This is a genomic window from Lysobacter sp. cf310 (assembly GCF_900114355.1).
Taxonomy (GTDB): domain Bacteria; phylum Pseudomonadota; class Gammaproteobacteria; order Xanthomonadales; family Xanthomonadaceae; genus Lysobacter.
In genome coordinates this window covers 304,097-324,648 of sequence record NZ_FOSS01000004.1, presented here as the reverse complement: position 1 = coordinate 324,648, position 20,552 = coordinate 304,097, and the positions used below count along the sequence as shown (strand labels likewise).

The window sequence follows — 20,552 nt, the reverse complement described above, 5'->3', positions numbered from 1 at the left end:
CCATGATCACCGAGGCAATGCACACGTGGGGCGAAGGCCGCGTCGCATATTCCTCGCAGCCCGTTTCGAACTGAACCGCGGACAGCGAAGCGTCTTTGTCCTCGGCCGAGCACGTCAACAAGCCTAAGAGCAGAAGCTTCCGCTGCACCACGCCTACAACGGGTCTTGCCGCGGTGCCGATGGCTCTGCGGTCCATTCTCGGCCGGGCCTGCTCATAGTCTTAGCAGGTAGGCACACCCGTCATGCCAAGCCCGAGGCGGCGCGGGTGATGGGACCGCCACCGGACGGTCGCACCCGGCGTCAGGCCGCCCACGGGTGCCGTCGCCGGCCCCATCGGCGACAATGGCGGCCTCTTCACCGCCTTCCAGCCCCGCCATGACCCAGGCCCCCAGCGCCAGCACCGCCGTCTCCCTTACCCGCTACCTGATCGAGGAGCAGCGCGCCGGCCGGATCAGTCCGGATCTGCGTCTGTTGATCGAGGTGGTGGCGCGTGCCTGCAAGACGATCTCGATCGCGGTCGGCAAGGGTGCGCTGGGCGGTGTGCTCGGCGATGCCGGCACCGGCAACATCCAGGGCGAGGCGCAGAAGAAGCTGGACGTGCTCAGCAACGAGATCCTGCTGGAAGCCAATGCCTGGGGCGGCCACCTGGCCGGCCTGGCCTCGGAGGAGATGGACACCTCGCATCCGATCCCGGACGTCTATCCGCGCGGCAACTACCTGCTGCTGTTCGATCCCCTGGACGGCTCCAGCAACATCGACGTCAACATCTCGGTGGGCACGATCTTCTCGGTGCTGCGTTGCCCGGACGGCGTCACCCAGGCCCAGGACCAGCACTTCCTGCAGCCGGGCACCGAGCAGGTCTGCGCCGGCTACACCACCTACGGCCCCAGCACGATGCTGGTGCTGACCATCGGCAACGGCACTCACGCCTTCACCCTGGACCGCGAGGTCGGCAGCTTCGTGCTGACCACGCGCGACATGAAGATTCCGGAAGAGACCAAGGAATTCGCGGTCAACATGTCCAACCAGCGCTACTGGCAGGCGCCGATGCAGGCCTATGTGGGCGATCTGCTGGCCGGCAAGGAAGGCCCGCGCGGCAAGGACTTCAACATGCGCTGGGTCGCGTCCATGGTCGCCGACGTGCACCGCATCCTGACCCGCGGCGGCATCTTCAGCTATCCGCTGGACGCCAAGTGCGCCGCCCAGGGCGGCAAGCTGCGCCTGATGTACGAGGCCAACCCGATGAGCTTCCTGGTCGAGCAGGCCGGCGGCGCGGCCAGCACCGGCCGCCAGCGCATGCTGGAAGTGCAGCCCACCGGCCTGCACATGCGCGTGCCGGTGTTCCTGGGCAGCAAGCACGAGGTCGAGACCGCGGTGCGCTACCACGCCGAGCACGACGCCCAGGCCTGACCGGCACGCGCTCCGGCGCGCATCCGCTGCGGATGAATCGCCGATGGCGCGATTCGTGCTTGCCCCCGCGTAACCCGCTTCACCGCGATGCCCGGCATCGCGGTGACCGCTCTGGGTCACCCTCGGCGTTGACTACTCTTGCCCACGGACAGCGGCGCGCAACGCGTCATGGGCGGGGAGAGCACGATGGCCAACGGTGTGCCGCGCGGGCCCCAGGCTCGAGGCGCGGGTAAGCACGATTCGGCAGACACGGAAGCGGCCCCGCGCGAGCCATTGCCTCAAATTCCACAGGCACGCGAACTGATCTACGTCACCCGCGGCAGCGCCGGCCGGGTACTGTCGCTGGCGCGGCTGCAGCAGTTGGGCTGGAACCTGCGCCGCGCCCCGGATTCACGCAGCGTGCTGCGCATCCTGCAACGCGACCCTCGCCAGCCGCATGCGGCCCTGCTGGACCTGCGCGAGGGCTTCACCCATCACGACCTGGCCGAACTCGGCAGCGCCCTGTCGGCCAACAACGTTGGCTGGGTCGCCTGCGTCGAGGCGGCCCAGCTGGACCAGGAGCCGGTGCGCCGGCTGATCCGCGACTACTGCTACGACTACGTCACCCTGCCCTGCCCCGAGGCCTTGCTGAACACCATCGTCGGCCACGCCCACGGCATGGCCACCCTGGCTTGCGAACACGGCGAGACCACCAGCGAGGCCGGTTTCGACGGCATGATCGGCGAGAGCGCGGCGATGCGCGTGCTCTGCCGCACCCTGCGCAAGGCCGCGCTGACCGAGGCGCCGGTGTTCATCGCCGGCGAGACCGGCACCGGCAAGGAACTGGCCGCCAACGCGGTGCACCGGCATTCGCGCCGGCATGCGCATCCGTTCGTGGCGATCAACTGCGGCGCGATCCCGCACAGCCTGGTGCAGTCGGAGCTGTTCGGCTACGAGCGCGGCGCGTTCACCGGCGCGCAGCAGCGCAAGCTGGGCCGGATCGAGATGGCCAATGGCGGCACTTTGTTCCTGGACGAGATCGGCGACCTGCCGCTGGAAAGCCAGGCCTCGCTGCTGCGCTTCCTGCAGCAGGGCAGCATCGAACGCCTGGGCGGCCACGAGCAGATTCCGATCGACGTGCGCATCATCTCCGCCACCCATCACGATCTGGAGGCGGCGGTCATCGACGGCCGCTTCCGCGCCGATCTGTTCCACCGCCTGTGCGTGCTGCGCCTGCAGCAGCCGCCGCTGCGCGACCGCGGCGTCGATATCGACCGCCTGGCCGAGCACGCGCTGCAGCGCTATTCGCAGGAAAGCCAGCGCAGCTTGAAGGGCTTCTCGCCCTGCGCGCGCCACGCCCTGCACAGCCACCCTTGGCCGGGCAACGTGCGCGAGCTGATCAACCGGGTGCGCCAGGCCGTGGTGATGGCCGAGGGGCGGCTGATCACCGCCGCGGATCTGCATATCGACAGCGCCGGCGCCGCGCCGCCGCCGACCCTGGACGAAATCCGCGATGCCGCCACCAAGGACGCGATCGAACGCGCACTGCAGCGCAACCGCGGGCGTCTGGTCGATGCCGCGCGCGAACTGGCGGTGTCGCGGGTCACGCTGTATCGCTTGATGCAGCGGCATGGCCTGCGCACGGGCGACGATACGGGAGCGCCGGATACGTCCAGCGCGGCCTAGCGGGGGTGCCCGCTGCTTGGACGATCGACGCATGCGCGGCACGCGCGGCGAAAAGCGAAGCCCTCTCAATCCGCCCGGCCCACAGGCATGGCCTGCTCGCGTTCGCCCATGCATGTCGTGGTAGATCCGCGTAGGAAACATCGTCGCGCGCAGCTGCGCCGAGTTGTCCTGGGTGGAAGTGCGGCGATAGGCCACGCGCGGCCGCGGCGCGCCGCGCGACGATCGTGTCCGGGTCTTCGACGCCCGCGCCGCTCGCCTCGGGCGCGGGCGTCTCCTGCGCCCTCGCGGCGAAGCCCTACCAGGCCGGTGCGCACCACCACATCGCGGTCCGCGGGGGACAGTGCCGGATGAGGTTGCGGGCGGTGGGACATGGTGGACTCCGTCGGGGGACGGTCCCGGGGCGCGGACGGCGCAGGGGGACGAGAGTTACCCAAGCGAGCTTCGTGCCAACCACTCAAGTAATTGATTCGACGATATTTTTCCGTGCATGCGACAGCGGGCACCGGGCTAGTACCGCGCAAAGGTTTCGTTGCTGCAACCTCGAATGGGCGCTGCGTCGGCGGCGTCGGAGGGATTTCGCCAGCGATCGGCGAGGTCTGGCGTGCTTACGCCGTACACACCAGCCTGAGCAGGCGATGTTGCTTTTTTGCAACGCCGATGGGCCGTGCGAGGATGGCCGCTTTCCCGCCGCATTGCGTAGAGACGCCGCATGACCGAGGCCCCGCCGCAAGACGCCGTACACGACTTCATCGAGGTCTACCCGCAGGCGCTGGACCGCGCCGCCTGCGCCGCCCTGCTGCAGCGTTTCAACGCCAGCGCCGACGTGGTGCCCGGCCGCGTCGGCGGCGGCGTGATGCCCGAGCTCAAGGACAGCCGCGACCTGACCATCTCCGGCCGCGAGGCATGGCGCGACGCCGAAGCGGCCTTGAACAATGCGGTGTTCGCCGGCCTGCTGCACTACCTGCGCCGCTACCCGCACACCCTGATCGCGCCGTTGATGCTGGAAGTGCCCGGCGCCGACGGCCAGGGCCGCCACCGCCTCACCAGCGAGCGCCTGGTCGCGATGGACGACGCCACCCTGGCCCCGGTGGTGCAGGCCGTGCTGCGGCCGGGCGCGATCAACCTGCAGCGCTACACCGCCGATCGCGGCGGCTATCCGTACTGGCATTGCGAGCTGTTCCCGCGCGACGCCAATGCCGAAACCCTGCACCGCCACCTGCTGTGGACGATCTACCTCAACGACGGCTTCGAGCAGGGCGAGACCGAGTTCCTGTACCAGCAACGCAAGATCGCCCCGCGCACCGGCGACCTGCTGATCGCGCCGGCTGCCTTCACCCACACCCATCGCGGCAATCGGCCCCAGGGTGGAGACAAGTACATCGCGACGAGCTGGATTCTGTTTCAGCGGGCGGAGCGCTTGTATGGGGGCGGCTGAGGTGCGCGGGATGCGGGTGCTTTGGCTCTGCCTGCTCCTGGCGCCCGCTTCCGCGCTCGCGTTCGAGGGCGAAGTCGCTGGCAGCGAAATCTCGCTGGGCGGCATTGCGGTGGGCGCGACCACCAGCGAGGTAACGAAGACGCTCGGCAAACCGTTGCGTCAACAGCCGCAGACGGACTTCATCGATCTCGACTACCACTACCCGAACCTGCAGGTGTCCTTTAGCGATGGCGTGGTCGCGGGCTTGTATAGCGATCACCGCAAGGGCTGCACACCGATGCGCCTGTGCCCCGGCGATAGGCTGGACAAGATGCGATCCCTGTACGGGGCGCCCATCGTGGCGAACCGGGAGACGGGACAGTTCTACGAGTACTACGCTACCGATGTTCACTGTTGGCTCAAGATCGCCGCCGAAGGCGAGAAGATCAAATCCATCGCGGTGGCATGCCAGCCGTGACCTTGCTGCCGGCCAGGAGTGCGAAGCATCGTCGTTGCGAGTGTTCGCATAGATCAAGTTCCAGGGCGCGTAAAACCCATGTCCGATATCACGTTCAGTAAAGAAGAAAAGGCGCTCATCGTCCGCAAGATCCAGGGCTACTTCTCCGAAGAGCTCAATCAGCAGATCGGCCAGTTCGACGCCGAGTTCCTGCTCGATTTCCTGTCCAAGGAGCTGGGCGCGTACTACTACAACCGCGGCTTGTACGACGCGCAGGCGGTGTTGAACGCCAAGCTCGAGGACGTGCAGGACGCGATCTATCAGCTCGAGCAGCGCACGGAGTTCAGAAGGTAAGCGCGCATGCGCAGACCTGTGGGCAGGTACGCCGATCCCGCCAGCGCCCTATCCGGACGCTAGGATGACCCGCAGACAAGCAAGCGCGACTGGCGAGGGATTGCATGGGAATCGAGTACAAGATCCGGTTTGAGGTGCCCACGCGCTATGACCGCTCCGCGGTGGCAGGAAGATTGCCGGCGGCAGCGGGCGCCGCGGGAGCGATCTACGGCTACGAGCTTGAGCCGGACGGCTTTTACTTCATAGATCACCTGGCCGATCCCGCGATCGCGGCGGTGGCGTTCCGACGATTGGTCGATGAGGCGCTGCGGCACGGCGATCTCGTCCAGATCCTGGAACCGTAACAGGAGCGCCGGCATGGTCTATGCACTGCTCGTCATCGCCGCCTGGGGATCGCTATTCTTTCGTCTGCCCGTCTGGCTTTCGATACTGAGCAGCTGCGCGTTCCTTGGCCTGGGCGCGGTATTTCTGCTGTTCGGTTTGGCGGGATCGTATTGGGACAGCCATATGACCTCGGGGGATTCCGCGGCCACCTCGACGCTGGTAACCGGGGTCCTGTTGCTGCTGTCGCGCGCCGCCTTGGTGTTCAAGCTGATACTGCATGCATTGGTGGCTCCGCCGGAGCCGTAAAGCGCTGACAGCCGCTATCCGACCATAGCTACGAGGTATCGGCGTGATCGGCGATGATTGTGCGTAAGCCAGGGATCAGCCCCATGAGCAAGGAGTCGGCGTAGATGCGTTGGCGCAGCACGACCAAACTGGTTCTCGTCGCGATCTTCTTTGCCGTGACCTTCATCATGTTGGCCGACGTCATCGGCTACGGCTCGCCCTGGCTGGGCCTGTTGCTGATGTTCTATTTCATGGGCCTGGCCAAGATCGCGGAACCCTTGTTCGTGTTGCGCATGCCCGGCGCTCTGCGCGAGGTCGATCCGGCGTTGCCCAAAGCCCCGCTCTATCGGCGCTTGGGCGTGCACGGCTTCGGCAGCCTGCTGCGGAACACGCCGCTGCGGTACTTCAATGCTTCCGTGTACCGCCTGGGCGGCAAGCGCAGTCTCGCGGCGTTGCAGGCGCAGGCGGCGTCGGCGGAGGCCACCCACTTCTGGGCGGCGGTGCTGTTCACGCCGTACATCGTCTACCTTGGGGCGCGGGGCTACCTGGCCGAGGCGGCCTTGTTCGTGGTGGTGCAGATCGCGTTCAACGTCTATCCGATCCTGCATCTGCGCATCGTTCGCGCGCGGCTCGCCGCAGTTGGCGTAAGCGGAGGCATTCGAGGCGGTCGCGAGTAGCTATGATGGGATGGCGTTCCATCGCACAGTCGATCGTCGACCGCACCCGGATCGGTGAGCATCAGCCCCAGGCGACTCCATGGAAGTTCTCCGCGCACTGCTGCTTGGATGCCTCGTTTTCATCGCCTTCGCGCTTCTGCTTGGCGGTCTGCCGAAGTTGCTGGCCGCGATCGCGGATCCACCCCGGGTCAAGCGCATACGGCAGTTCTTCGAGTCTGCGGGATGCCTCGATATCGCCATCAAGCCGTGGCCGAACCATTACGGCGTCCGATATACCAAGGATGGAACCCGGCACTACATCAAGTGCCGCGTGGAGATGAAAAGCGGTCGCATGAAATGGATCGGCCAGGCTCCATCCTGGGTTGCGTTGACCGACAATTGATCAGGGCCGATGTCGCCGCCCGGCGCGATCGTGCGCCTTGGAGCAGCGTGGAGAACAAGCATGTTGGATCTGCAGGAGCGTATCGCCACCAGTTTTAGGGCTCAGGGGTTGATGACCACCTTGGGCGCGCAGCTCGTCCTGGCGAGCGCAGGCGAGGTGCGGATCGCATTGCTGCCGCGCCCGGACCTGTCCCAGCAGCACGGCTATATCCATGCCGGCGCCCTGACCAGCGTGCTCGACAGCGCTTGCGGCTACGCGGCGCTGACCGTCGCGCCGGCCGGGCTCGATGTGCTTACCGTCGAGTTCAAGATCAACTTCGTGCGCCCTGCCGTAGCCGACCGGTTCCTGGCGATCGGCAAGGTGACGAAGGCGGGCAAGACCCTGACGGTGTGTCAGGGCGAAGTAGTCGGCGAGCTGGGTTCGCGCCGCGAGACCGTCGCGGTGATGCAGGCCACCATCATCAACGTCGCAGGGCAGCGGCCATGAACGAACGCTTCCGTTTCTCCGGCCTGGCCGCCGCGTGTTGGTTTGGCCTGCTGCTTCCGCCAGGTGCCTCGTCGACGCCGGTCGGGCCCATCACCGAGATCGTCGTGAAGGAGAACCGCATCGGACCCAAGCACGAAGCTTGCGAGAAGTTCGCGATGACCCCGGCACGGGTTCGCGCCTTCTTCAACAAGGCCGTGCTGATTTCAGGGCGCCAGCAGCACGACAACTTTCTGTATGGCCCCTGCTCCGCCCGCGGCACCTTCAAGACCCGCTACGACACCTGGCAATGGGAAATCCGCAGCCTGGGTACCGGCAGCATCGCCGCGACGAACGGCGAAGTCTTTCTGCTTGGCGATCCTGGTCAGGAATCGCTGCTCTCGGAGAATTGATTTCGCCTGCGCGCCGTATCCTTTTCGGACCCACCCGGACCCATCGATTGATGTCTGTAACGACCTTCAGCATCCGCCCAGCCAACGCATCCGATGCCGACGAGATCAGCGGGCTGATCACCGGCTGGGCGCACCATTACCTGGAAGATCCGCCGCCACCTGAAGCCGCCGTGTTTCTGGCAACGCTCACGCCATCCGCTACCGCCGAGCGCATCGGGTCGCCGAGTTTCCGCTACTACGTCGCGGAAGACGCTGGCGCGATTGTGGGCGTCATCGCCTTGCGCGAGGGCTTCCACCTCTACCACCTGTTCGTTCGTGAGGACGCCCATGGACGGGGCATTGCCCGCTTGCTTTGGGAGCGCGCCAAGTCCGAGTCCGGCAGCCCCTCGTTCATGGTCAACTCGTCTCTTCCGGCGATTCCGGTGTATGAGCGCTTCGGCTTCGTCGCAACGGAATCGGCGCAATCCAAGAACGGCCTGGTGTATGTGCCTATGGCGTACGAAGACGAAGGCTGAGGTCTAGTCGATACCGCAGCGGTCTCGCTCGCAGGACTGTTTCACTTACGCCTTGGGTACGACCGGATGGAATCTCGTACTTTGAACGCAACGGTTCTCGACTCGCTTGAACCCGAGATCTGCTTCCTGATCCGCGATGACTTCTACTACGGTCCCGATCGACACGCAGACATCTGCGAACGAAAGCTTGTGGAGAAGCTGATACCGCCGAGGCTAGGCCAGGCGTTTCCTTCGATTGTTCGTACGCCCGAGGCGCGGGGCCACGAGAAGGAGCTGGCCGACTACTACTGGCAAATCGTTTCTGCCGCCCGACGTCATGCGAAGGACTTCAATCATATTCGGCACTATTTCTGGATGCGGCTTTGGCTGTCGAACGCCACGGAGCAGCTGAGCATTTCTTTCCCGTGGTACGACTCCCTGTCGGAGATGCGCCGCTTTTCCGACGCCATCGCGACGGATGCCGTGGGGGATCTGTACTGGGATCAGGATCAGGGCTGGGGGCTGGACGTCAAAGGCACCGACGATCGACTGTTGATACACCAGCGCGACCCCGACAGCGACGACACGGGTCTCCTGGTGTCCGTGCCGCGCAGCGCGTTCCTACGGAAGATGAGCGACGCCATGCAGGACGCCACCGCCGTCGTGGCGCGCTTGACGCAGGAGATGGGAGCCGATGTTTGGACCGCTTATGTTCGCGAGCCGCCGGTTTGGAACCGGCCGTGATGCCGGTACCGGGTCAAGGCGTCCGCGGATGGTTCAACACCAGCCAGTACAAGCCCACCTGCTTCACCGCCCATACGAACTGCTCGAAATCCACCGGCTTCTGGATGTAGCTGTTCACGCCCAGGGCGTAGCTGGCTTCGACGTCGAAGGGTTCGGTGCTGGTGGTCAGCACCACCACCGGCAGCGTGCGGGTGGCTTCGTTGGCGCGGATCGCCTGCAGGACTTCGCGGCCGTCGACCTTGGGCAGGTTGAGGTCCAGCAGCACGATCGAAGGCAGGTCGACGGGGTCGCGGTCGGCGTAGCGGCCGCGTGCGAACAAATAGTCCAGGGCCTCGGCGCCGTCGCCGACCACCACCAGTTTGTTGGCGACCTTGGCCTCCTCGAACGCGAGCCGGGTCAGCTCGACGTCGTCGGGGTTGTCTTCGACCAACAGGATGACCTTATGCATGCGCGGCTACCTCGCCCGCGGCGGCGGCGGGCAGTTCGACAGTGAAAGTGCTGCCCACATCGGGCTCGGATTGGGCGCGCAGCTGGCCGCGGTGGCGGTCGACGATGCGCTTGGCGATCGCCAGTCCGAGACCGTGGCCGCCGCCCTGATCCGGGCCGTGCAGGCGCTGGAAGGGTTCGAAGAGCTTATGCGCGTAACGCATGTCGAAACCGGCGCCGTAGTCGCGGATCGCGACGCGCAGGCGGCCGTCGTCGCGCTCGCCGGAGATTTCGATGCGGATCGGGTCGCGCTCGCGCGAGAACTTCCAGGCGTTGCCCATCAGCTGGGTCAGCAGCAGCTTGAGCAGGCGCTCGTCGCCTTCGACGAACAGGCCGGGTTGCACGCGGATGTCGGCGCGACGGTGCGGGTCGGCGTCCAGCAGCTCGGCGCCGACCCAGTCGGCGAGCAGGCTCAGGTCCACGCGCGCCTGGCGCATCGCGGTTCGGGTGACGTGCGAGAGGTCGTTGAGCGCGGCCAGCAGCGCGGTCATGCGACCGGCGGCGGCACGGATGCGGTCCAGGTAGTCGCGGTCGGTCTCGTCCAGACGCTCGGCGGCGCGGTCGGCGAGCAGGCCGGAGAAGCTCTCGATCGAACGCAGCGGCGCGCGCAGGTCGTGGGCGACCGCGTCGGCGAACAGCTGCAGATGGCGGTTGGAGGCGTCGAGCGCGTGGGCGAACTCGTCGGCGTCGGTACGGGCCTGGGCTTCGGCCGCGAGCTGGTCGCCGATGTCGCGGATCTGCACCAGCAGGCAGCGCGGGGCGCCGTCGGCGCCGCGCACCAAGGCCACGTTGGCGTGCGTCCACACGGCCGTGCCGTCGCGGCGCAGGTAGCGCTTGCGCACATCCAGGGCTGGAATGCCGCCGTCGTTGAGGCCCTCGAGGAAGCCGCGAGAGAGCTCGACATCCTCGGGGTGGGTGAACTCGGCGGTGCTGCGGCCGACCATGTCGGCGGCGGCGTAACCCAGTAGGCGCTCGAACACCGGATTGACCTCGAGCCAACGGCCCTGCAGATCGACGATGGCCATGCCGATGCCGGAGGCCTGCATCGCCATGCGGAAACGGTCCTCGCCCGTTTCGTGAGCGGCGGCTTCGGTCATTCGTTGCGGACTCGGGGCTCCTCTGGCGGGCAAGTGTACCGGCTGCCGCCGTGACGGTGCGGTGCAGGGGGGCCGCGGGGCTGAACCGCGAACCACCGTCAGAACGCGGACCGGAACCGTCCTGGCGCAGGCGAGGCCGACGGCCGCGGGTGCGGCGGCGTTCGGCTCAGAACAGCTCGCCCTGGGGCGAAAGCGGACGCGGCGGCACGAACTGGCCGGTGTCCAGGCCGGGCAGGCGGCCATAGCCGATGCGGCGCCAGGCCTTGGCGAAACGCTGCTCGATCAGCTGGGCGAAGGGGCCGGTGCCGCGCATGCGGGTGCCGTAGGCGCTGTCGTAGTCCTTGCCGCCGCTCATTTGCTGGACCAGGCTCATCACGTGCTCGGCGCGGTCGGGATAGTGCAGGGCCAGCCACTCGCGCCAGATCGTCTTGAGCTCGTGCGGCAAACGCAGGACCACGTAGCCGGCGGCGCGCGCGCCGGCTTCGAAGGCGGCGGCCAGGATGTGCTCGAGCTCGGCGTCGTTGATCATCGGGATCATCGGCGCGGCCATCACCCCGACCGGCACGCCGGCGTCGGCGAGCTCGCGCATCGCGCGCAGGCGCGCGTGCGGGGCCGACGCGCGCGGCTCCATCTTCGACGACAGGTGGTTGTCCAGGGTGGTGACCGAGAAGTACACGGTGACCAGCCCGCGCCGCGCCATCGGCGCGATCAGATCGAGGTCGCGGACCACGCCGGCGTTCTTGGTGATCAGGCTGAAGGGATGCGCGCATTCGCTGAGCACCTCGATCAGCGAGCGGGTGATCCTGTAGCGGCGCTCGATCGGCTGGTAGGAATCGGTGTTGATGCCCAACGCGATCGGCGCGCAGCGGTACGAGGGCCGCGCGAGCTCGGCGCGCAGGCGCTCGGCGGCGTTGGTCTTGGCGTAGAGCTTGGTTTCGAAGTCCAGCCCCGGCGACAGGTCGAGGTAGGCGTGCGAGGGCCGGGCGAAGCAGTACACGCAGCCGTGCTCGCAGCCGCGGTAGGGGTTGATCGACTGGCCGAAGGCGATGTCCGGCGACTCGTTGCGGTTGACGACGCTGCGCGCGCGCTCCTCGGTAACCTGGGTGTCCGGCCGCGAGACCTCGTCGGCCGGGTCGTGCAGCGAGCCCCAGCCGTCGTCCTCGCCCTGGGCGGTGGTGACCGCGTAGCGCCCGGGCACGTAGGACGCCGCGCCGCGGCCTTTGATCGCGGCGGGCTGGACCGAGAGCTGGGAACGGCGGGTGTCGTGCATGGCCGCAGGCTAGGTGGGGGGTGTCGCAGGGGATGCGACGGGCAAGAAGCGAACCCGCGCAATCCGCCCGGCCCGCAGGCAGGGCCTGCCGGCCGTTCGGCTCTGCACGAACCTGCGGTCCGTAAACGCAGGCCTCCCCGTTTTCAAAGGGAAGGCCGAAGCGCGGGAGGGCGCTATTCGATCGCGAAGCTCACATCCACCGAGGCGGTCACGCTGATCTGGCCGACCGACAGGGTGGCGCCGTCCGCGCCTTCGCCGCCGCCGCCGTTCTGCGACACGTTCTGCATCATCTGCCCTCGCCCGCCGCCCCAGGTCGCGCCGCTGCGCCACCAGCCGCCGGAATAGGACTCGGACACGCTCTGCACCGGGCCGCGGCGCGCGCCGAGCCCGGTGGTCAGGGCATCGGCTTTTTCCTTGGCCGCCTGAACCGCCAGCGCACGCGCGGCATCGCGGTGCTTGCGCAGCTGCGAGGTACGGAACTCGATGCCGTGGATGTGCTGCACGCCGTTGTCGAGCAGGCCGGCGAGGATGGTCTCGAAGTTGTCGGTGCGGGTCAGGCGGATGCCGATGCTCTTGCGCACGATGTAGACCACCGGCACCACGCGCGAACGCTCCTGGGCGGCGCGGCTGCTGTTGTCGTCGTATTCGTACTGCGGTTCGATGCTGATGAAGTCGGTCTGCACGTCCTTGCTGGGCACGCCGTTGCGGGCGAGGAACGCCAGCGCCGCGGCCACGCGCTCGTCGTTGAGGCGTTTGGCCGGGGCGAGCTCGAGGTTGCGGGTCTCGACGCCGACGTTGAGCAGGATTTCGTCCGGGGCGACCTTGATCTCGGCGCTGCCGGACACGCTCACCGTGCGTGCGGGGGTGACGCTGGCCGCCTGCGCGGCGGCCGGCAGCAGTGGGCTGGCCAACAGGATCGGCAACAACAGCGAGGCGATTTTCATGGGCTGGGGTCCTGGGTCGAAGAGCGACGGCGAAACGGGATACGGCCGCAACGGTGCGGGGTGCGCGTATGCGTCATCCTAGGCGCTGCGTGTGCCGGTGCATCGTAGCGCCCACCTGCCGGCGCACACTTTGCGCGACTGTCGCCGCGGGCTAGCCTTGGCCTGCGATCGACGCGTCCGCGCCGATCGTCCCCTGGAGAGCCCCGTGTCCGACCTGTTGTCCTCGCTGTGGAACGCGCTCATCGGCATCCCCCACCTCAGCCTCTACCTGACCCTGGGCTGGGCTGCCTACCTGATCGGGCTGGGGTTGTGGATCGTGCTGCAGAAGCGCGAACCGGTGGCGACCATCAGCTGGTTGATCAGCCTGGCCGCCCTGCCCTACCTGGGCTTCTTCATCTACTACGTCTTCGGCCCGCAGCGCATCCATCGCCAGCGCCTGCGGCGGGTGCGCGCGCGTGCGGCGCTGCCGGCGACCATGCCGGGGCTGAGCGAATCGCCGGAGGCGGTGGAGCTGGCCAGGCTGGCCCAGGCCACCACCGGGCTGCCGCCGACGACCGCGACCCAGGCGCGCCTGCTGATCGACGGCGGCGCCAAGTACGCGGCCCTGCTGGAGGCGGTGGGCCAGGCCCGCGAGCACATCCACCTGGAGTACTACATCTACCAGCCCGACGCCTGCGGACTGGCCCTGCGCGATGCCCTGATCGAGCGCGCGCGCGACGGCGTGCAGGTGCGTTTGCTGCTGGACGCGGTGGGTTCGGGCTCCACCTCCAACCGCTTCCTGCAGCCGTTGGTGGACGCCGGCGGCGAGGTCGCGTGGTTCCATCCGATGAAGCTGCGCTGGTTCTGGAAGCGGCCGTGGTTGAACCTGCGCACCCACCGCAAGATCGTGGTGATCGACGGCCTGGTCGGCTTCACCGGCGGCATCAACATCACCGACGAGGAGGACGAGCGCATCCGCAAGGACGCCTACCGCGATCTGCACCTGCGCCTGGAAGGCGACGTGGTGCGCGAGTTGCAGTTGGTGTTCTGCGAGGACTGGGCCTACGCCACCGGGCAGGCGCCGCTGCGCCTGCAGCATCCGGCGCCGCAGCCGGGTCCGATCGCCGCGCAGGTGTTGGTGTCGGGACCGGATTCGTCCTGGGAGGCGATCCACCGCCTGCACGTGGGCGCGATCCACGCCGCCCGCCAGCGGGTGTGGCTGGTGACGCCCTATTTCGTGCCCGGCGAGGCCGCGCGCATGGCCCTGACCTCGGCCGCGCTGGGCGGGCTGGACGTGCGCCTGCTGGTGCCGCGCCTGAGCGACAGCCGCCTGGTCACCTACGCGGCGCGCTCCTACTTCGACGAACTGCTGGAAGCCGGGGTCAAGATCCACGAGTACGGCCCGCGCATGCTGCACACCAAGGCCCTGCTGTGCGACGAGGACCTGGCCATCATCGGCAGCGCCAATTTCGACCACCGCAGCTTCCGGCTGAATTTCGAGATCTCGGTGCTGTTCCACGACCATGCGCTGGCGGCCGAGCTGGCCCAGCTGATCCAGGCCGAATGCAGCTACGCCCCGCGCGTGCGCAGCGACCGCCAACAGGGGCTGTGGCGGCGGCGCCTGCCCGAGGCGCTGGCACGCCTGGTCTCGCCCTTGCTGTGAACGCGCACTGGGTCACGTCGCGCGCGACGAGCGGTCGCCGCGACGGGGTTGTCGGGCTGTAGCCGGGCGGGCGGCGCGCTACACTCGCGGCGACTGGCAACCACCCCAACGACGGGAGCACCGCCGCGATGTACTGGCTGTTTTTGCTGCTGGCCCTGGCCGCGCTCGTAATCGCCTTCAAAGCCTCCTCGGGCCTGTTGCTCGTGGTGTCCCTGCTGGCTTCGTTGGGGTTCTTCATCGCCTGGATCCTGGGCTTGCTGGCCGCGCGTATCGGCAGCAGCAGCCGCGACGAGGGCCTGATGCTGGACCCGAACGAGCTGCGCCGCCTGCGCGAGCAGGCCGAGGCGCGCAAGCTGGCGGCCGCGTCGCAGCAGCCGGGGTCGTCGTCGGAGCCGCAGCAGCAGCGTTGAGCTTCGCCGCGCACGCGGCGGTTGCGCACTGCTCTGCCTTGACCACTCGCGCCGGCAAGGCCGGTGCCGGTTCGATGGCGCGACGATTCCTTCCTTTGTGGAAAGCGGTGCAAGCCGCGATGTTTTGGTGCTTGCTTGGTCGCGCCTGACGTTCCCATGGGAACAAGCGGAGGGCGCATCGCATCGCGGTTGCGCGCGGGTCGCGCAGTTGTCGCAGGTGGGGTTCGTCGCGGCTTGCGCCGCTCCTACAGGGGGCGCTGGGGGGTTTGGTCGTGGGTGGGGTTTATCGCGGCTTACGCCGCTCCCACAGGGGTGATGTCTCCTGCTTGGGGTTGGACATCGACTTTGGGGCTCGTCGGTTTCGATGCGGGCGCGGGCTTGGGAAACGCGGCGCTGCGGCCTAGACTGCGCGGATGACCGTACTCAGCGTCAACGTCAACAAGATCGCGGTGCTGCGCAATTCGCGTGGCGGTAACGAACCCGACGTGGTCGCGGCCGCGCGCGCCTGTCTCGACGCCGGCGCGCATGGCATCACCGTGCATCCGCGTCCCGATGCGCGCCACATCCGCGATTACGACGTCGCGGCCTTGGCCGAGCTCACCCGCGAGCGCGGGGTCGAATTCAATCTGGAAGGCAACCCGTTCGCGCCGGCGCGCGCGGGCTATCCCGGTTTCCTGGCCCTGTGCGCGCAGGCGCGTCCGGCGCAGGCGACCCTGGTGCCGGACGGCGACGGTCAGCTGACCTCCGACCATGGGTTCGATTTCCGCCGCGACGGCGAGTCGCTGCGGCCCTTGATCGCCGAGCTCAAGGCGCTGGGCTGCCGGGTCAGCGTGTTCGCCGACGCCGGTTCGCAGGATTTCGAGATCGCCGCGGCGATCGGCGCCGACCGGGTCGAGCTCTACACCGGCCCCTACGCCGAGGCCCACGCGGCCGGCGATCCGATCGCGGCACTGGCCGTGTTCGCCGATGCCGCGCGACGCGCGCAGGCGGTCGGGCTGGGCGTGAACGCCGGCCACGACCTCAGCCAGGCCAACCTGGGCGAGTTCCTGCGCGCGGTGCCGCAGGTGCTGGAAGTGTCGATCGGCCACGCCCTGATCGGCGAGGCCCTGTACGCAGGCCTGGATGCGACGGTGCGGGCCTACCTGCGTCTGCTGTAGGCCCGTCCCGCTGCGCTATCGCGCTTACTCCAGCGCGAGATTCTTCAAACCGCTGTCCTGCGCCGCCGACACCGCGGTGGCGAAGCCCTGGTAGTCGGCATCGGCGTTGGCACTGATCTGCAGCACGGTGCGCGGGGCGGCCACGGCCAGGTTGGCCAGTTCGTCGCGCAGGGAGCCTGCGGCCACCACCTGCCCGTCCAGCAGATAGCTGCCGTCGGCCTGGACGGCGAGCTGCACGCGCGGCGGCGGTGTTTGCTCGATAGGGTCCGAACGGCCCGGGATTCGCATATCCAAGGTCCCGCTCATCACCGGCGCGGCGACCATGAAAATCACCAGCAGCACCAGCAACACGTCGACCAGGGGGGTGATGTTGATTTCGGCGACGGCGCGGGCGTCGCTGCGGGACGGAGACTCGAAGTACGCGGAGACGGCCATTGCTCTACCCCCACCAGGGCGGGATGCCCGGCTCCACGCTAAACCCGGTCCGGCCCGGCTGGCAAGGGGGCAAAAAAAACGCCGCCCGGAGGCGGCGTTTTCACGACGGTAAGCGTCAAACTTGTCGATCGGTCAGTCGTTTTGGACGAAGCCGATCTTTTCCATATTGGCGTTCTTTGCCTTCGCCAGCACCTTGGCGAGGATGCCGTAATCGGCATCGGTGCTGACGTCGATCTCCAGCATCGGCTGGTTGGTCGGATCACGCTGCACTTCGGCGCCCATCATGCTCTGGAGCGCCGTGATCGGTTGCGGCGTATCGTTCCAGAAGATCTGACCCGAAGCGTCGATGCGCAGACGGATCGGCTCCTTCGGCGGCGTCGGCGGCGGCGGCGTGGTCGTGCGCTGCGGCAGATTGACTTCGATCGGGTAAGACATCACGGGCGCCGTCACCATGAAGATGATCAGCAACACCAGCATCACGTCCACCAGGGGCGTGACGTTGATGTCGGCCATCGGTGCGCCTGCGCCGGAGCCAGAACTGAATGCCATAAATAGTCTCCGGGTGCCTTAACGTTCTTTGATCGCTACGAAGCCGACCTTGCGCATGCCTTGGCCCTGCGCAATCTTCACCACGTCTTGCACGATGCGGTACTTGGTCGTCTTGTCGCCACGGACGTTGATCTGCGGCTGCGGCGTCTTCTGCGCTTCGATCGAGAGCCGGCTTTCCAGCAGGCCCTTGGTGATCGGTTCGTCGTTCCAGAACAGCGAACCGTCTTCCCTTACAGCCAGAGTAATCGGCTGTGTCGGCAGCGGCTTGTCCGGCCTGTTATTGAGAGTGGCTTCGGGCAAATCGACCTTGACCTTATGCGACATCAGAGGCGCCGTGATCATGAAGATGATCAGCAGCACCAGCATCACGTCCACGAGGGGCGTGACGTTGATCTGTGCCATCGGGCCGCCGCTATCGCTGTCTGTACTGAAGGCCATGTCCGAACTCCAACTACTACAAGTAAGGTGAAGACGTCGCGGTTAGGCGACTTAGCGCTTAGCGGCCAGTTCGCCGACGCGCGAACCGGTAGCGAAGAAGTCGTGCAGGTCGTGCGCGAACGTGTCGAACTTGTTGTTCGTGACGCGGTTCAGGCGGACGAAGAAGTTGTACGCGAGCACCGCCGGGATGGCGACGAACAGACCGATGGCGGTCATGATCAGCGCTTCACCCACCGGGCCGGCGACGGCGTCGATCGAAGCCTGGCCGGTCGCACCGATCTTGATCAGGGCGTGGTAGATGCCCCACACGGTGCCGAGCAGGCCGACGAACGGCGCGGTCGAACCGACGGTGGCGAGCACGGTCAGGCCGCTTTCCAGACGCGAGGATTCGCGGGTCACACCCTGACGCAGGGCGCGATCGACGAACTCGGAACGGTTCAGCGACTCGACCAGGCGCGAACCTTCGTGGCGCTGATGGTGAGCGGCGGCCTGGGCGGCGTCGAGCGCGATCTTGGAGAACGGTTCGCTACGCGACTGTTCTTCCATGAAGCGGATGGCGTCCTGTGCGTTCGGGGTTTCCCAGAACGTGCTGACGACGCGATCCGAACTGCCGCGAAGACGCAGGTTCTTCACGAAGTTCACGACGATCCAGTAGACCGACAGGACCGACATGATCGCGAGCGTGAGGAACACGACCCAGCCGACGATGTCGAAGTTAGTCAACAGATGGGCGAAGCTCATCTGCTGGAGGGCTTCGGCGTTGGAGCCCCCGGCAGTAGCAGCGGTGGTGGTTTCCTGCAGCATGACGCTTACCTTTGAATGTCGTGGATAAGGAAAGAAGAGTTACGTGGTGCGTTACAACCGTCCCGCGAACCCGATCAGTTCGGAGGGACGAAATCTACCGGGACGCGAACCTTGCTGGTCACACCAACGCCGTTGCGCATCTCGGGGTTGAACTTCCACTTCCGTGCGGCATCCATGGCGCTGCGGTCGAGGTTGCGGTTACGGCTGGACTTCTCGACGGAGACGTCGAGCACGTTGCCCGAGGCATCGATGGTGATGACCAGGACCACGGTGCCGCCCACGCCTTGACGCGCTTCGGTCGGCGGGTACTTAGGCGGATTGAGCCGCTTCGACGACGGATCGACGCCGGAGCTGATGGTGGTGGCCGGCGCGGGCGTCGACGGCGGGGTCGGCGGCTCCTGCTGGATGTCCACCGGGCTCGGCTCGTCGACGACGATCGGCGGATCTTCCGGCGGCGGCGGCAGCGGAGTCGGCTGCGGCGCGGCCAGCTGCTTGATCTGCTGCGGCGGCGGCGGTTCCGGCGGCGGCGGCGGGGGCGGCGGCGGCGGTTCCGGCGGCTTGATCAGGTTGACGACGGTCACCTGTTCTTCCGCCTTTTCGGTTGCCGGCGGCGCCATGGGCGCGAGCAGCAAGAGCAGCGCCGCGACATGCACGGCGATCGCGGAGGTGATACCGGCGATACGTGCCCAGTTCAGCCCTTCGCGGTCGTCATCTTTCTTAGCGTGGATTTCGAGGTCTTGCGTCATGCCGTCAGCTCGGGAAGTGTTTCCGGACGCAAGGGCGCCACGGGCCGTCGTTCGGTTCCCGCAACCGTTTCCAGTCGCGTGAACCTCCTAGCATATACCAAACCGCGCCCTAGGTTCCAAGGGCGGATTTGCCTATCGTGCGCCGTTATTTACCCGGCAGCGCGATGATCTTCTTGGCGTCGTCGGGCTTCTTCACGCCCTTGGCGATCGCCTGCTTGGCGGCTTCCTTGGCCTCTGGAATGCGGTCTTCCTGCCACAAGACACGAGCGAGATTGAGGTAGGTCTCGCCATCGGGTGCGAGCGGGGCGGCCTTCTTGTACGCCTCGATCGACGGGTTCACCTGGTCGGAGAAGTAGTAGGACTGCGCCAGCGCCAGGTAAGCCTGGAAATCCGGCTTCAGGATGCCCTTGCTCAGGCCGTCGTTGATGACCTCGGCGGCCTTCTTCTCGTTACCGTCGATCTGCAGGTAGGTCGAGTAGAGCTGACGGTAGTCCTTGTCTTCGTTGAGCTGACCGGCGGCGCGCAGCTTCTCCAGCACCGCGGCGGCCTTGTCGAACTGGTCGGCCTGCAGGTAGGTGGCGACCAGGTTGAGCTGGGCGCGCTTGTCGCCCGGGTTCTTGCTGGCGACGGCTTCGGCCATCTTGGTCGCTTCGCCGGTCTGGCCGGACTCGGCGTAGGCGGCCATCAGCAGCTGCTGCCAGTCGGACTTGGGCTCGGGCGAGGCGTCGATGGCCTGCTTGATGATCGGCGCGGCGTCCTTGTAGCGCTCCAGGCGGTACAGGGCGTTGCCCTTGACGATCAGGTGCTCGGGCTTGGTGCTCTTGGTCTCGGCGAGGAAGCGATCCATGGTCGCCAGGGCCTCGGCGTACTTGTCTTCCTGCAGCTGCAGCTGCGCCATCATGAACATGGCGCCGTAGTGGCCGTTGTTGTCCAGGCCGTTGAACTCCAGGGCCTTGGTCAGGTAGGCGATGGCGGCGGCGCTGTCGTCGGCGCCGTAGGCCAGCTGCGCGCCGATCTGGGCGGCGAAGGAGCGGTCGTAGGCGTTGGCGGCCGGGTTGGCGATGATCTCGTCGGCGATCGCGCGGCCTTCGGCCGGCTTATCGTCGTCGTAGAAATCCATCATCTTCTTCAGCTTCGGCGTGACCTTGGCCGAGGCCTTGGCGTCGGGCTGCTCGCGGGTGGCGTTGGGATACTCGACCTTGGACGCCGAGGAAGAGGCTTTCTTGTCTTCCTTCTTGTCCGCGTGACGCTGACGGCGCTCTTCGGCCCGTTCCATCGCCGACTGCGCGTGAACCTGGGCGATCGAGCCCAGCGCGAGCACGGCGCCGATGGCGGCCGTCAGCACGGTGCGATGGCGGGTGGAGAGCTTGTTCATGGTCACCTCAATCAGCTGCCGCCGTGGCGGGGTCGATGGCCGCAGGGCCGGGGGGCCGTCACGCTAACAGAAACGCGGGGCCGGGCGATACGGGGTTTTGCAGCGGTTAATGCTTCTC

General features: G+C 67.0%; 26 protein-coding genes. 16 read left to right on the top strand and 10 right to left on the bottom strand.

Going from position 1 to position 20,552, the window contains the following annotated elements:
• Positions 1 to 375: 375 nt before the first annotated feature.
• The 13 genes from BMZ45_RS15975 to BMZ45_RS15920 all read left to right on the top strand — a co-directional run bounded on the left by BMZ45_RS15975 (position 376) and on the right by BMZ45_RS15920 (position 9,081).
• Complete coding sequence (locus tag BMZ45_RS15975; protein ID WP_091637524.1) at positions 376 to 1,410, top strand: class 1 fructose-bisphosphatase; 1,035 nt, start codon at positions 376 to 378, stop codon at positions 1,408 to 1,410.
• Between the two features lie 273 nt (positions 1,411 to 1,683).
• Complete coding sequence (locus BMZ45_RS15970) at positions 1,684 to 3,075, top strand: sigma-54 dependent transcriptional regulator (protein ID WP_217643218.1); 1,392 nt, start codon at positions 1,684 to 1,686, stop codon at positions 3,073 to 3,075.
• 709 nt (positions 3,076 to 3,784) lie between these two features.
• Positions 3,785 to 4,510, top strand: coding sequence for a 2OG-Fe(II) oxygenase (locus BMZ45_RS15965; RefSeq protein WP_091637522.1), 726 nt, complete (start codon positions 3,785 to 3,787; stop codon positions 4,508 to 4,510).
• On the top strand, positions 4,497 to 4,967 hold the full coding sequence (locus tag BMZ45_RS15960) for a hypothetical protein (protein ID WP_091637521.1): 471 nt from the start codon (positions 4,497 to 4,499) through the stop codon (positions 4,965 to 4,967). The genes BMZ45_RS15965 and BMZ45_RS15960 overlap by 14 nt, the downstream gene beginning before the upstream one ends.
• A gap of 78 nt (positions 4,968 to 5,045) precedes the next feature.
• Positions 5,046 to 5,300: a DUF2164 domain-containing protein gene (locus BMZ45_RS15955; protein ID WP_091637520.1), complete on the top strand. Its 255-nt coding sequence runs from the start codon at positions 5,046 to 5,048 to the stop codon at positions 5,298 to 5,300.
• Between the two features lie 104 nt (positions 5,301 to 5,404).
• The gene (locus BMZ45_RS15950) at positions 5,405 to 5,644 is read left to right on the top strand and encodes a hypothetical protein (RefSeq protein ID WP_091637519.1); all 240 of its coding nucleotides are present in this window, start codon (positions 5,405 to 5,407) and stop codon (positions 5,642 to 5,644) included.
• Between the two features lie 13 nt (positions 5,645 to 5,657).
• The gene (locus tag BMZ45_RS15945) at positions 5,658 to 5,930 is read left to right on the top strand and encodes a hypothetical protein (RefSeq protein ID WP_091637518.1); all 273 of its coding nucleotides are present in this window, start codon (positions 5,658 to 5,660) and stop codon (positions 5,928 to 5,930) included.
• Between the two features lie 104 nt (positions 5,931 to 6,034).
• On the top strand, positions 6,035 to 6,586 hold the full coding sequence (locus tag BMZ45_RS15940) for a glycosyl-4,4'-diaponeurosporenoate acyltransferase CrtO family protein (RefSeq protein ID WP_091637517.1): 552 nt from the start codon (positions 6,035 to 6,037) through the stop codon (positions 6,584 to 6,586).
• Positions 6,587 to 6,665: 79 nt separating this feature from the next.
• Positions 6,666 to 6,968, top strand: a complete 303-nt coding sequence (locus tag BMZ45_RS15935; protein WP_091637516.1) for a hypothetical protein — start codon at positions 6,666 to 6,668, stop codon at positions 6,966 to 6,968.
• 60 nt (positions 6,969 to 7,028) lie between these two features.
• On the top strand, positions 7,029 to 7,454 hold the full coding sequence (locus BMZ45_RS15930) for a PaaI family thioesterase (RefSeq protein WP_091637515.1): 426 nt from the start codon (positions 7,029 to 7,031) through the stop codon (positions 7,452 to 7,454).
• Positions 7,451 to 7,843, top strand: coding sequence for a hypothetical protein (locus tag BMZ45_RS21325; protein ID WP_139215537.1), 393 nt, complete (start codon positions 7,451 to 7,453; stop codon positions 7,841 to 7,843). The genes BMZ45_RS15930 and BMZ45_RS21325 overlap by 4 nt, the downstream gene beginning before the upstream one ends.
• A gap of 50 nt (positions 7,844 to 7,893) precedes the next feature.
• A complete protein-coding gene (locus BMZ45_RS15925) occupies positions 7,894 to 8,358 on the top strand; it encodes a GNAT family N-acetyltransferase (protein ID WP_175489104.1) in 465 nt (154 codons plus the stop codon).
• A gap of 66 nt (positions 8,359 to 8,424) precedes the next feature.
• Positions 8,425 to 9,081, top strand: a complete 657-nt coding sequence (locus BMZ45_RS15920) for a hypothetical protein (RefSeq protein WP_139215536.1) — start codon at positions 8,425 to 8,427, stop codon at positions 9,079 to 9,081.
• A 13-nt stretch (positions 9,082 to 9,094) separates the two neighbouring features.
• Here BMZ45_RS15920 and BMZ45_RS15915 read toward each other — a convergent pair whose 3' ends face one another.
• From BMZ45_RS15915 to BMZ45_RS15900, 4 genes are all read right to left on the bottom strand, one after another.
• Positions 9,095 to 9,529, bottom strand: coding sequence for a response regulator (locus tag BMZ45_RS15915; protein ID WP_091637512.1), 435 nt, complete (start codon positions 9,527 to 9,529; stop codon positions 9,095 to 9,097).
• Positions 9,522 to 10,664 (bottom strand): sensor histidine kinase, encoded by a 1,143-nt coding sequence (locus tag BMZ45_RS15910; RefSeq protein ID WP_175489103.1) that lies wholly within the window; start codon positions 10,662 to 10,664, stop codon positions 9,522 to 9,524. Before BMZ45_RS15910 ends, BMZ45_RS15915 begins: the two co-directional genes overlap by 8 nt.
• 166 nt (positions 10,665 to 10,830) lie before the next feature.
• Positions 10,831 to 11,934, bottom strand: a complete 1,104-nt coding sequence (locus BMZ45_RS15905; protein ID WP_091637510.1) for a PA0069 family radical SAM protein — start codon at positions 11,932 to 11,934, stop codon at positions 10,831 to 10,833.
• A gap of 173 nt (positions 11,935 to 12,107) precedes the next feature.
• Positions 12,108 to 12,878, bottom strand: a complete 771-nt coding sequence (locus BMZ45_RS15900; RefSeq protein ID WP_091637509.1) for an SIMPL domain-containing protein — start codon at positions 12,876 to 12,878, stop codon at positions 12,108 to 12,110.
• Between the two features lie 241 nt (positions 12,879 to 13,119).
• Here BMZ45_RS15900 and cls point away from each other — a divergent pair, with 241 nt between their 5' ends.
• The 3 genes from cls to BMZ45_RS15885 all read left to right on the top strand — a co-directional run bounded on the left by cls (position 13,120) and on the right by BMZ45_RS15885 (position 16,087).
• Complete coding sequence (gene cls, locus BMZ45_RS15895; RefSeq protein WP_254776679.1) at positions 13,120 to 14,520, top strand: cardiolipin synthase; 1,401 nt, start codon at positions 13,120 to 13,122, stop codon at positions 14,518 to 14,520.
• 128 nt (positions 14,521 to 14,648) lie between these two features.
• Positions 14,649 to 14,930, top strand: a complete 282-nt coding sequence (locus BMZ45_RS15890) for a hypothetical protein (protein WP_091637507.1) — start codon at positions 14,649 to 14,651, stop codon at positions 14,928 to 14,930.
• Positions 14,931 to 15,343: 413 nt separating this feature from the next.
• Positions 15,344 to 16,087: a pyridoxine 5'-phosphate synthase gene (locus tag BMZ45_RS15885; RefSeq protein WP_091637506.1), complete on the top strand. Its 744-nt coding sequence runs from the start codon at positions 15,344 to 15,346 to the stop codon at positions 16,085 to 16,087.
• A gap of 24 nt (positions 16,088 to 16,111) precedes the next feature.
• Here the strand turns inward: BMZ45_RS15885 and BMZ45_RS15880 are convergent, their stop codons facing one another.
• The 6 genes from BMZ45_RS15880 to BMZ45_RS15855 form a co-directional block, all read right to left on the bottom strand.
• Entirely contained in the window at positions 16,112 to 16,522 is a 411-nt protein-coding gene (locus BMZ45_RS15880) for an ExbD/TolR family protein (RefSeq protein ID WP_091637505.1), read from the bottom strand.
• Between the two features lie 132 nt (positions 16,523 to 16,654).
• Complete coding sequence (locus tag BMZ45_RS15875) at positions 16,655 to 17,071, bottom strand: ExbD/TolR family protein (RefSeq protein WP_091637504.1); 417 nt, start codon at positions 17,069 to 17,071, stop codon at positions 16,655 to 16,657.
• Positions 17,072 to 17,089: 18 nt separating this feature from the next.
• Entirely contained in the window at positions 17,090 to 17,509 is a 420-nt protein-coding gene (locus BMZ45_RS15870; RefSeq protein ID WP_091637503.1) for an ExbD/TolR family protein, read from the bottom strand.
• A 51-nt stretch (positions 17,510 to 17,560) separates the two neighbouring features.
• On the bottom strand, positions 17,561 to 18,313 hold the full coding sequence (locus BMZ45_RS15865; protein WP_057161609.1) for a MotA/TolQ/ExbB proton channel family protein: 753 nt from the start codon (positions 18,311 to 18,313) through the stop codon (positions 17,561 to 17,563).
• A gap of 74 nt (positions 18,314 to 18,387) precedes the next feature.
• Entirely contained in the window at positions 18,388 to 19,059 is a 672-nt protein-coding gene (locus BMZ45_RS15860; RefSeq protein WP_091637502.1) for an energy transducer TonB, read from the bottom strand.
• 145 nt (positions 19,060 to 19,204) lie between these two features.
• Positions 19,205 to 20,335: a tetratricopeptide repeat protein gene (locus BMZ45_RS15855; protein WP_091637764.1), complete on the bottom strand. Its 1,131-nt coding sequence runs from the start codon at positions 20,333 to 20,335 to the stop codon at positions 19,205 to 19,207.
• Positions 20,336 to 20,552: the final 217 nt, after the last annotated feature.

Bases quoted from the DNA above. Each gene is read 5' to 3' on its own strand.
- BMZ45_RS15965 (WP_091637522.1), top strand. From the start codon at position 3,785: ATGACCGAGGCCCCGCCGCAAGACGCCGTACACGACTTCATCGAGGTC.
- BMZ45_RS15950 (WP_091637519.1), top strand. From the start codon at position 5,405: ATGGGAATCGAGTACAAGATCCGGTTTGAGGTGCCCACGCGCTATGAC.
- BMZ45_RS15955 (WP_091637520.1), top strand. From the start codon at position 5,046: ATGTCCGATATCACGTTCAGTAAAGAAGAAAAGGCGCTCATCGTCCGC.
- BMZ45_RS15940 (WP_091637517.1), top strand. From the start codon at position 6,035: ATGCGTTGGCGCAGCACGACCAAACTGGTTCTCGTCGCGATCTTCTTT.
- BMZ45_RS15910 (WP_175489103.1), bottom strand. From the start codon at position 10,664: ATGACCGAAGCCGCCGCTCACGAAACGGGCGAGGACCGTTTCCGCATG.
- BMZ45_RS21325 (WP_139215537.1), top strand. From the start codon at position 7,451: ATGAACGAACGCTTCCGTTTCTCCGGCCTGGCCGCCGCGTGTTGGTTT.
- BMZ45_RS15855 (WP_091637764.1), bottom strand. From the start codon at position 20,335: ATGGAACGGGCCGAAGAGCGCCGTCAGCGTCACGCGGACAAGAAGGAA.
- BMZ45_RS15930 (WP_091637515.1), top strand. From the start codon at position 7,029: ATGTTGGATCTGCAGGAGCGTATCGCCACCAGTTTTAGGGCTCAGGGG.
- BMZ45_RS15860 (WP_091637502.1), bottom strand. From the start codon at position 19,059: ATGACGCAAGACCTCGAAATCCACGCTAAGAAAGATGACGACCGCGAA.
- BMZ45_RS15945 (WP_091637518.1), top strand. From the start codon at position 5,658: ATGGTCTATGCACTGCTCGTCATCGCCGCCTGGGGATCGCTATTCTTT.
- BMZ45_RS15935 (WP_091637516.1), top strand. From the start codon at position 6,666: ATGGAAGTTCTCCGCGCACTGCTGCTTGGATGCCTCGTTTTCATCGCC.
- BMZ45_RS15890 (WP_091637507.1), top strand. From the start codon at position 14,649: ATGTACTGGCTGTTTTTGCTGCTGGCCCTGGCCGCGCTCGTAATCGCC.
- BMZ45_RS15975 (WP_091637524.1), top strand. From the start codon at position 376: ATGACCCAGGCCCCCAGCGCCAGCACCGCCGTCTCCCTTACCCGCTAC.
- BMZ45_RS15905 (WP_091637510.1), bottom strand. From the start codon at position 11,934: ATGCACGACACCCGCCGTTCCCAGCTCTCGGTCCAGCCCGCCGCGATC.
- BMZ45_RS15900 (WP_091637509.1), bottom strand. From the start codon at position 12,878: ATGAAAATCGCCTCGCTGTTGTTGCCGATCCTGTTGGCCAGCCCACTG.
- BMZ45_RS15870 (WP_091637503.1), bottom strand. From the start codon at position 17,509: ATGGCCTTCAGTACAGACAGCGATAGCGGCGGCCCGATGGCACAGATC.
- BMZ45_RS15865 (WP_057161609.1), bottom strand. From the start codon at position 18,313: ATGCTGCAGGAAACCACCACCGCTGCTACTGCCGGGGGCTCCAACGCC.
- BMZ45_RS15875 (WP_091637504.1), bottom strand. From the start codon at position 17,071: ATGGCATTCAGTTCTGGCTCCGGCGCAGGCGCACCGATGGCCGACATC.
- BMZ45_RS15925 (WP_175489104.1), top strand. From the start codon at position 7,894: ATGTCTGTAACGACCTTCAGCATCCGCCCAGCCAACGCATCCGATGCC.
- BMZ45_RS15885 (WP_091637506.1), top strand. From the start codon at position 15,344: ATGACCGTACTCAGCGTCAACGTCAACAAGATCGCGGTGCTGCGCAAT.
- BMZ45_RS15915 (WP_091637512.1), bottom strand. From the start codon at position 9,529: ATGCATAAGGTCATCCTGTTGGTCGAAGACAACCCCGACGACGTCGAG.
- BMZ45_RS15920 (WP_139215536.1), top strand. From the start codon at position 8,425: ATGGAATCTCGTACTTTGAACGCAACGGTTCTCGACTCGCTTGAACCC.
- BMZ45_RS15880 (WP_091637505.1), bottom strand. From the start codon at position 16,522: ATGGCCGTCTCCGCGTACTTCGAGTCTCCGTCCCGCAGCGACGCCCGC.
- BMZ45_RS15960 (WP_091637521.1), top strand. From the start codon at position 4,497: ATGGGGGCGGCTGAGGTGCGCGGGATGCGGGTGCTTTGGCTCTGCCTG.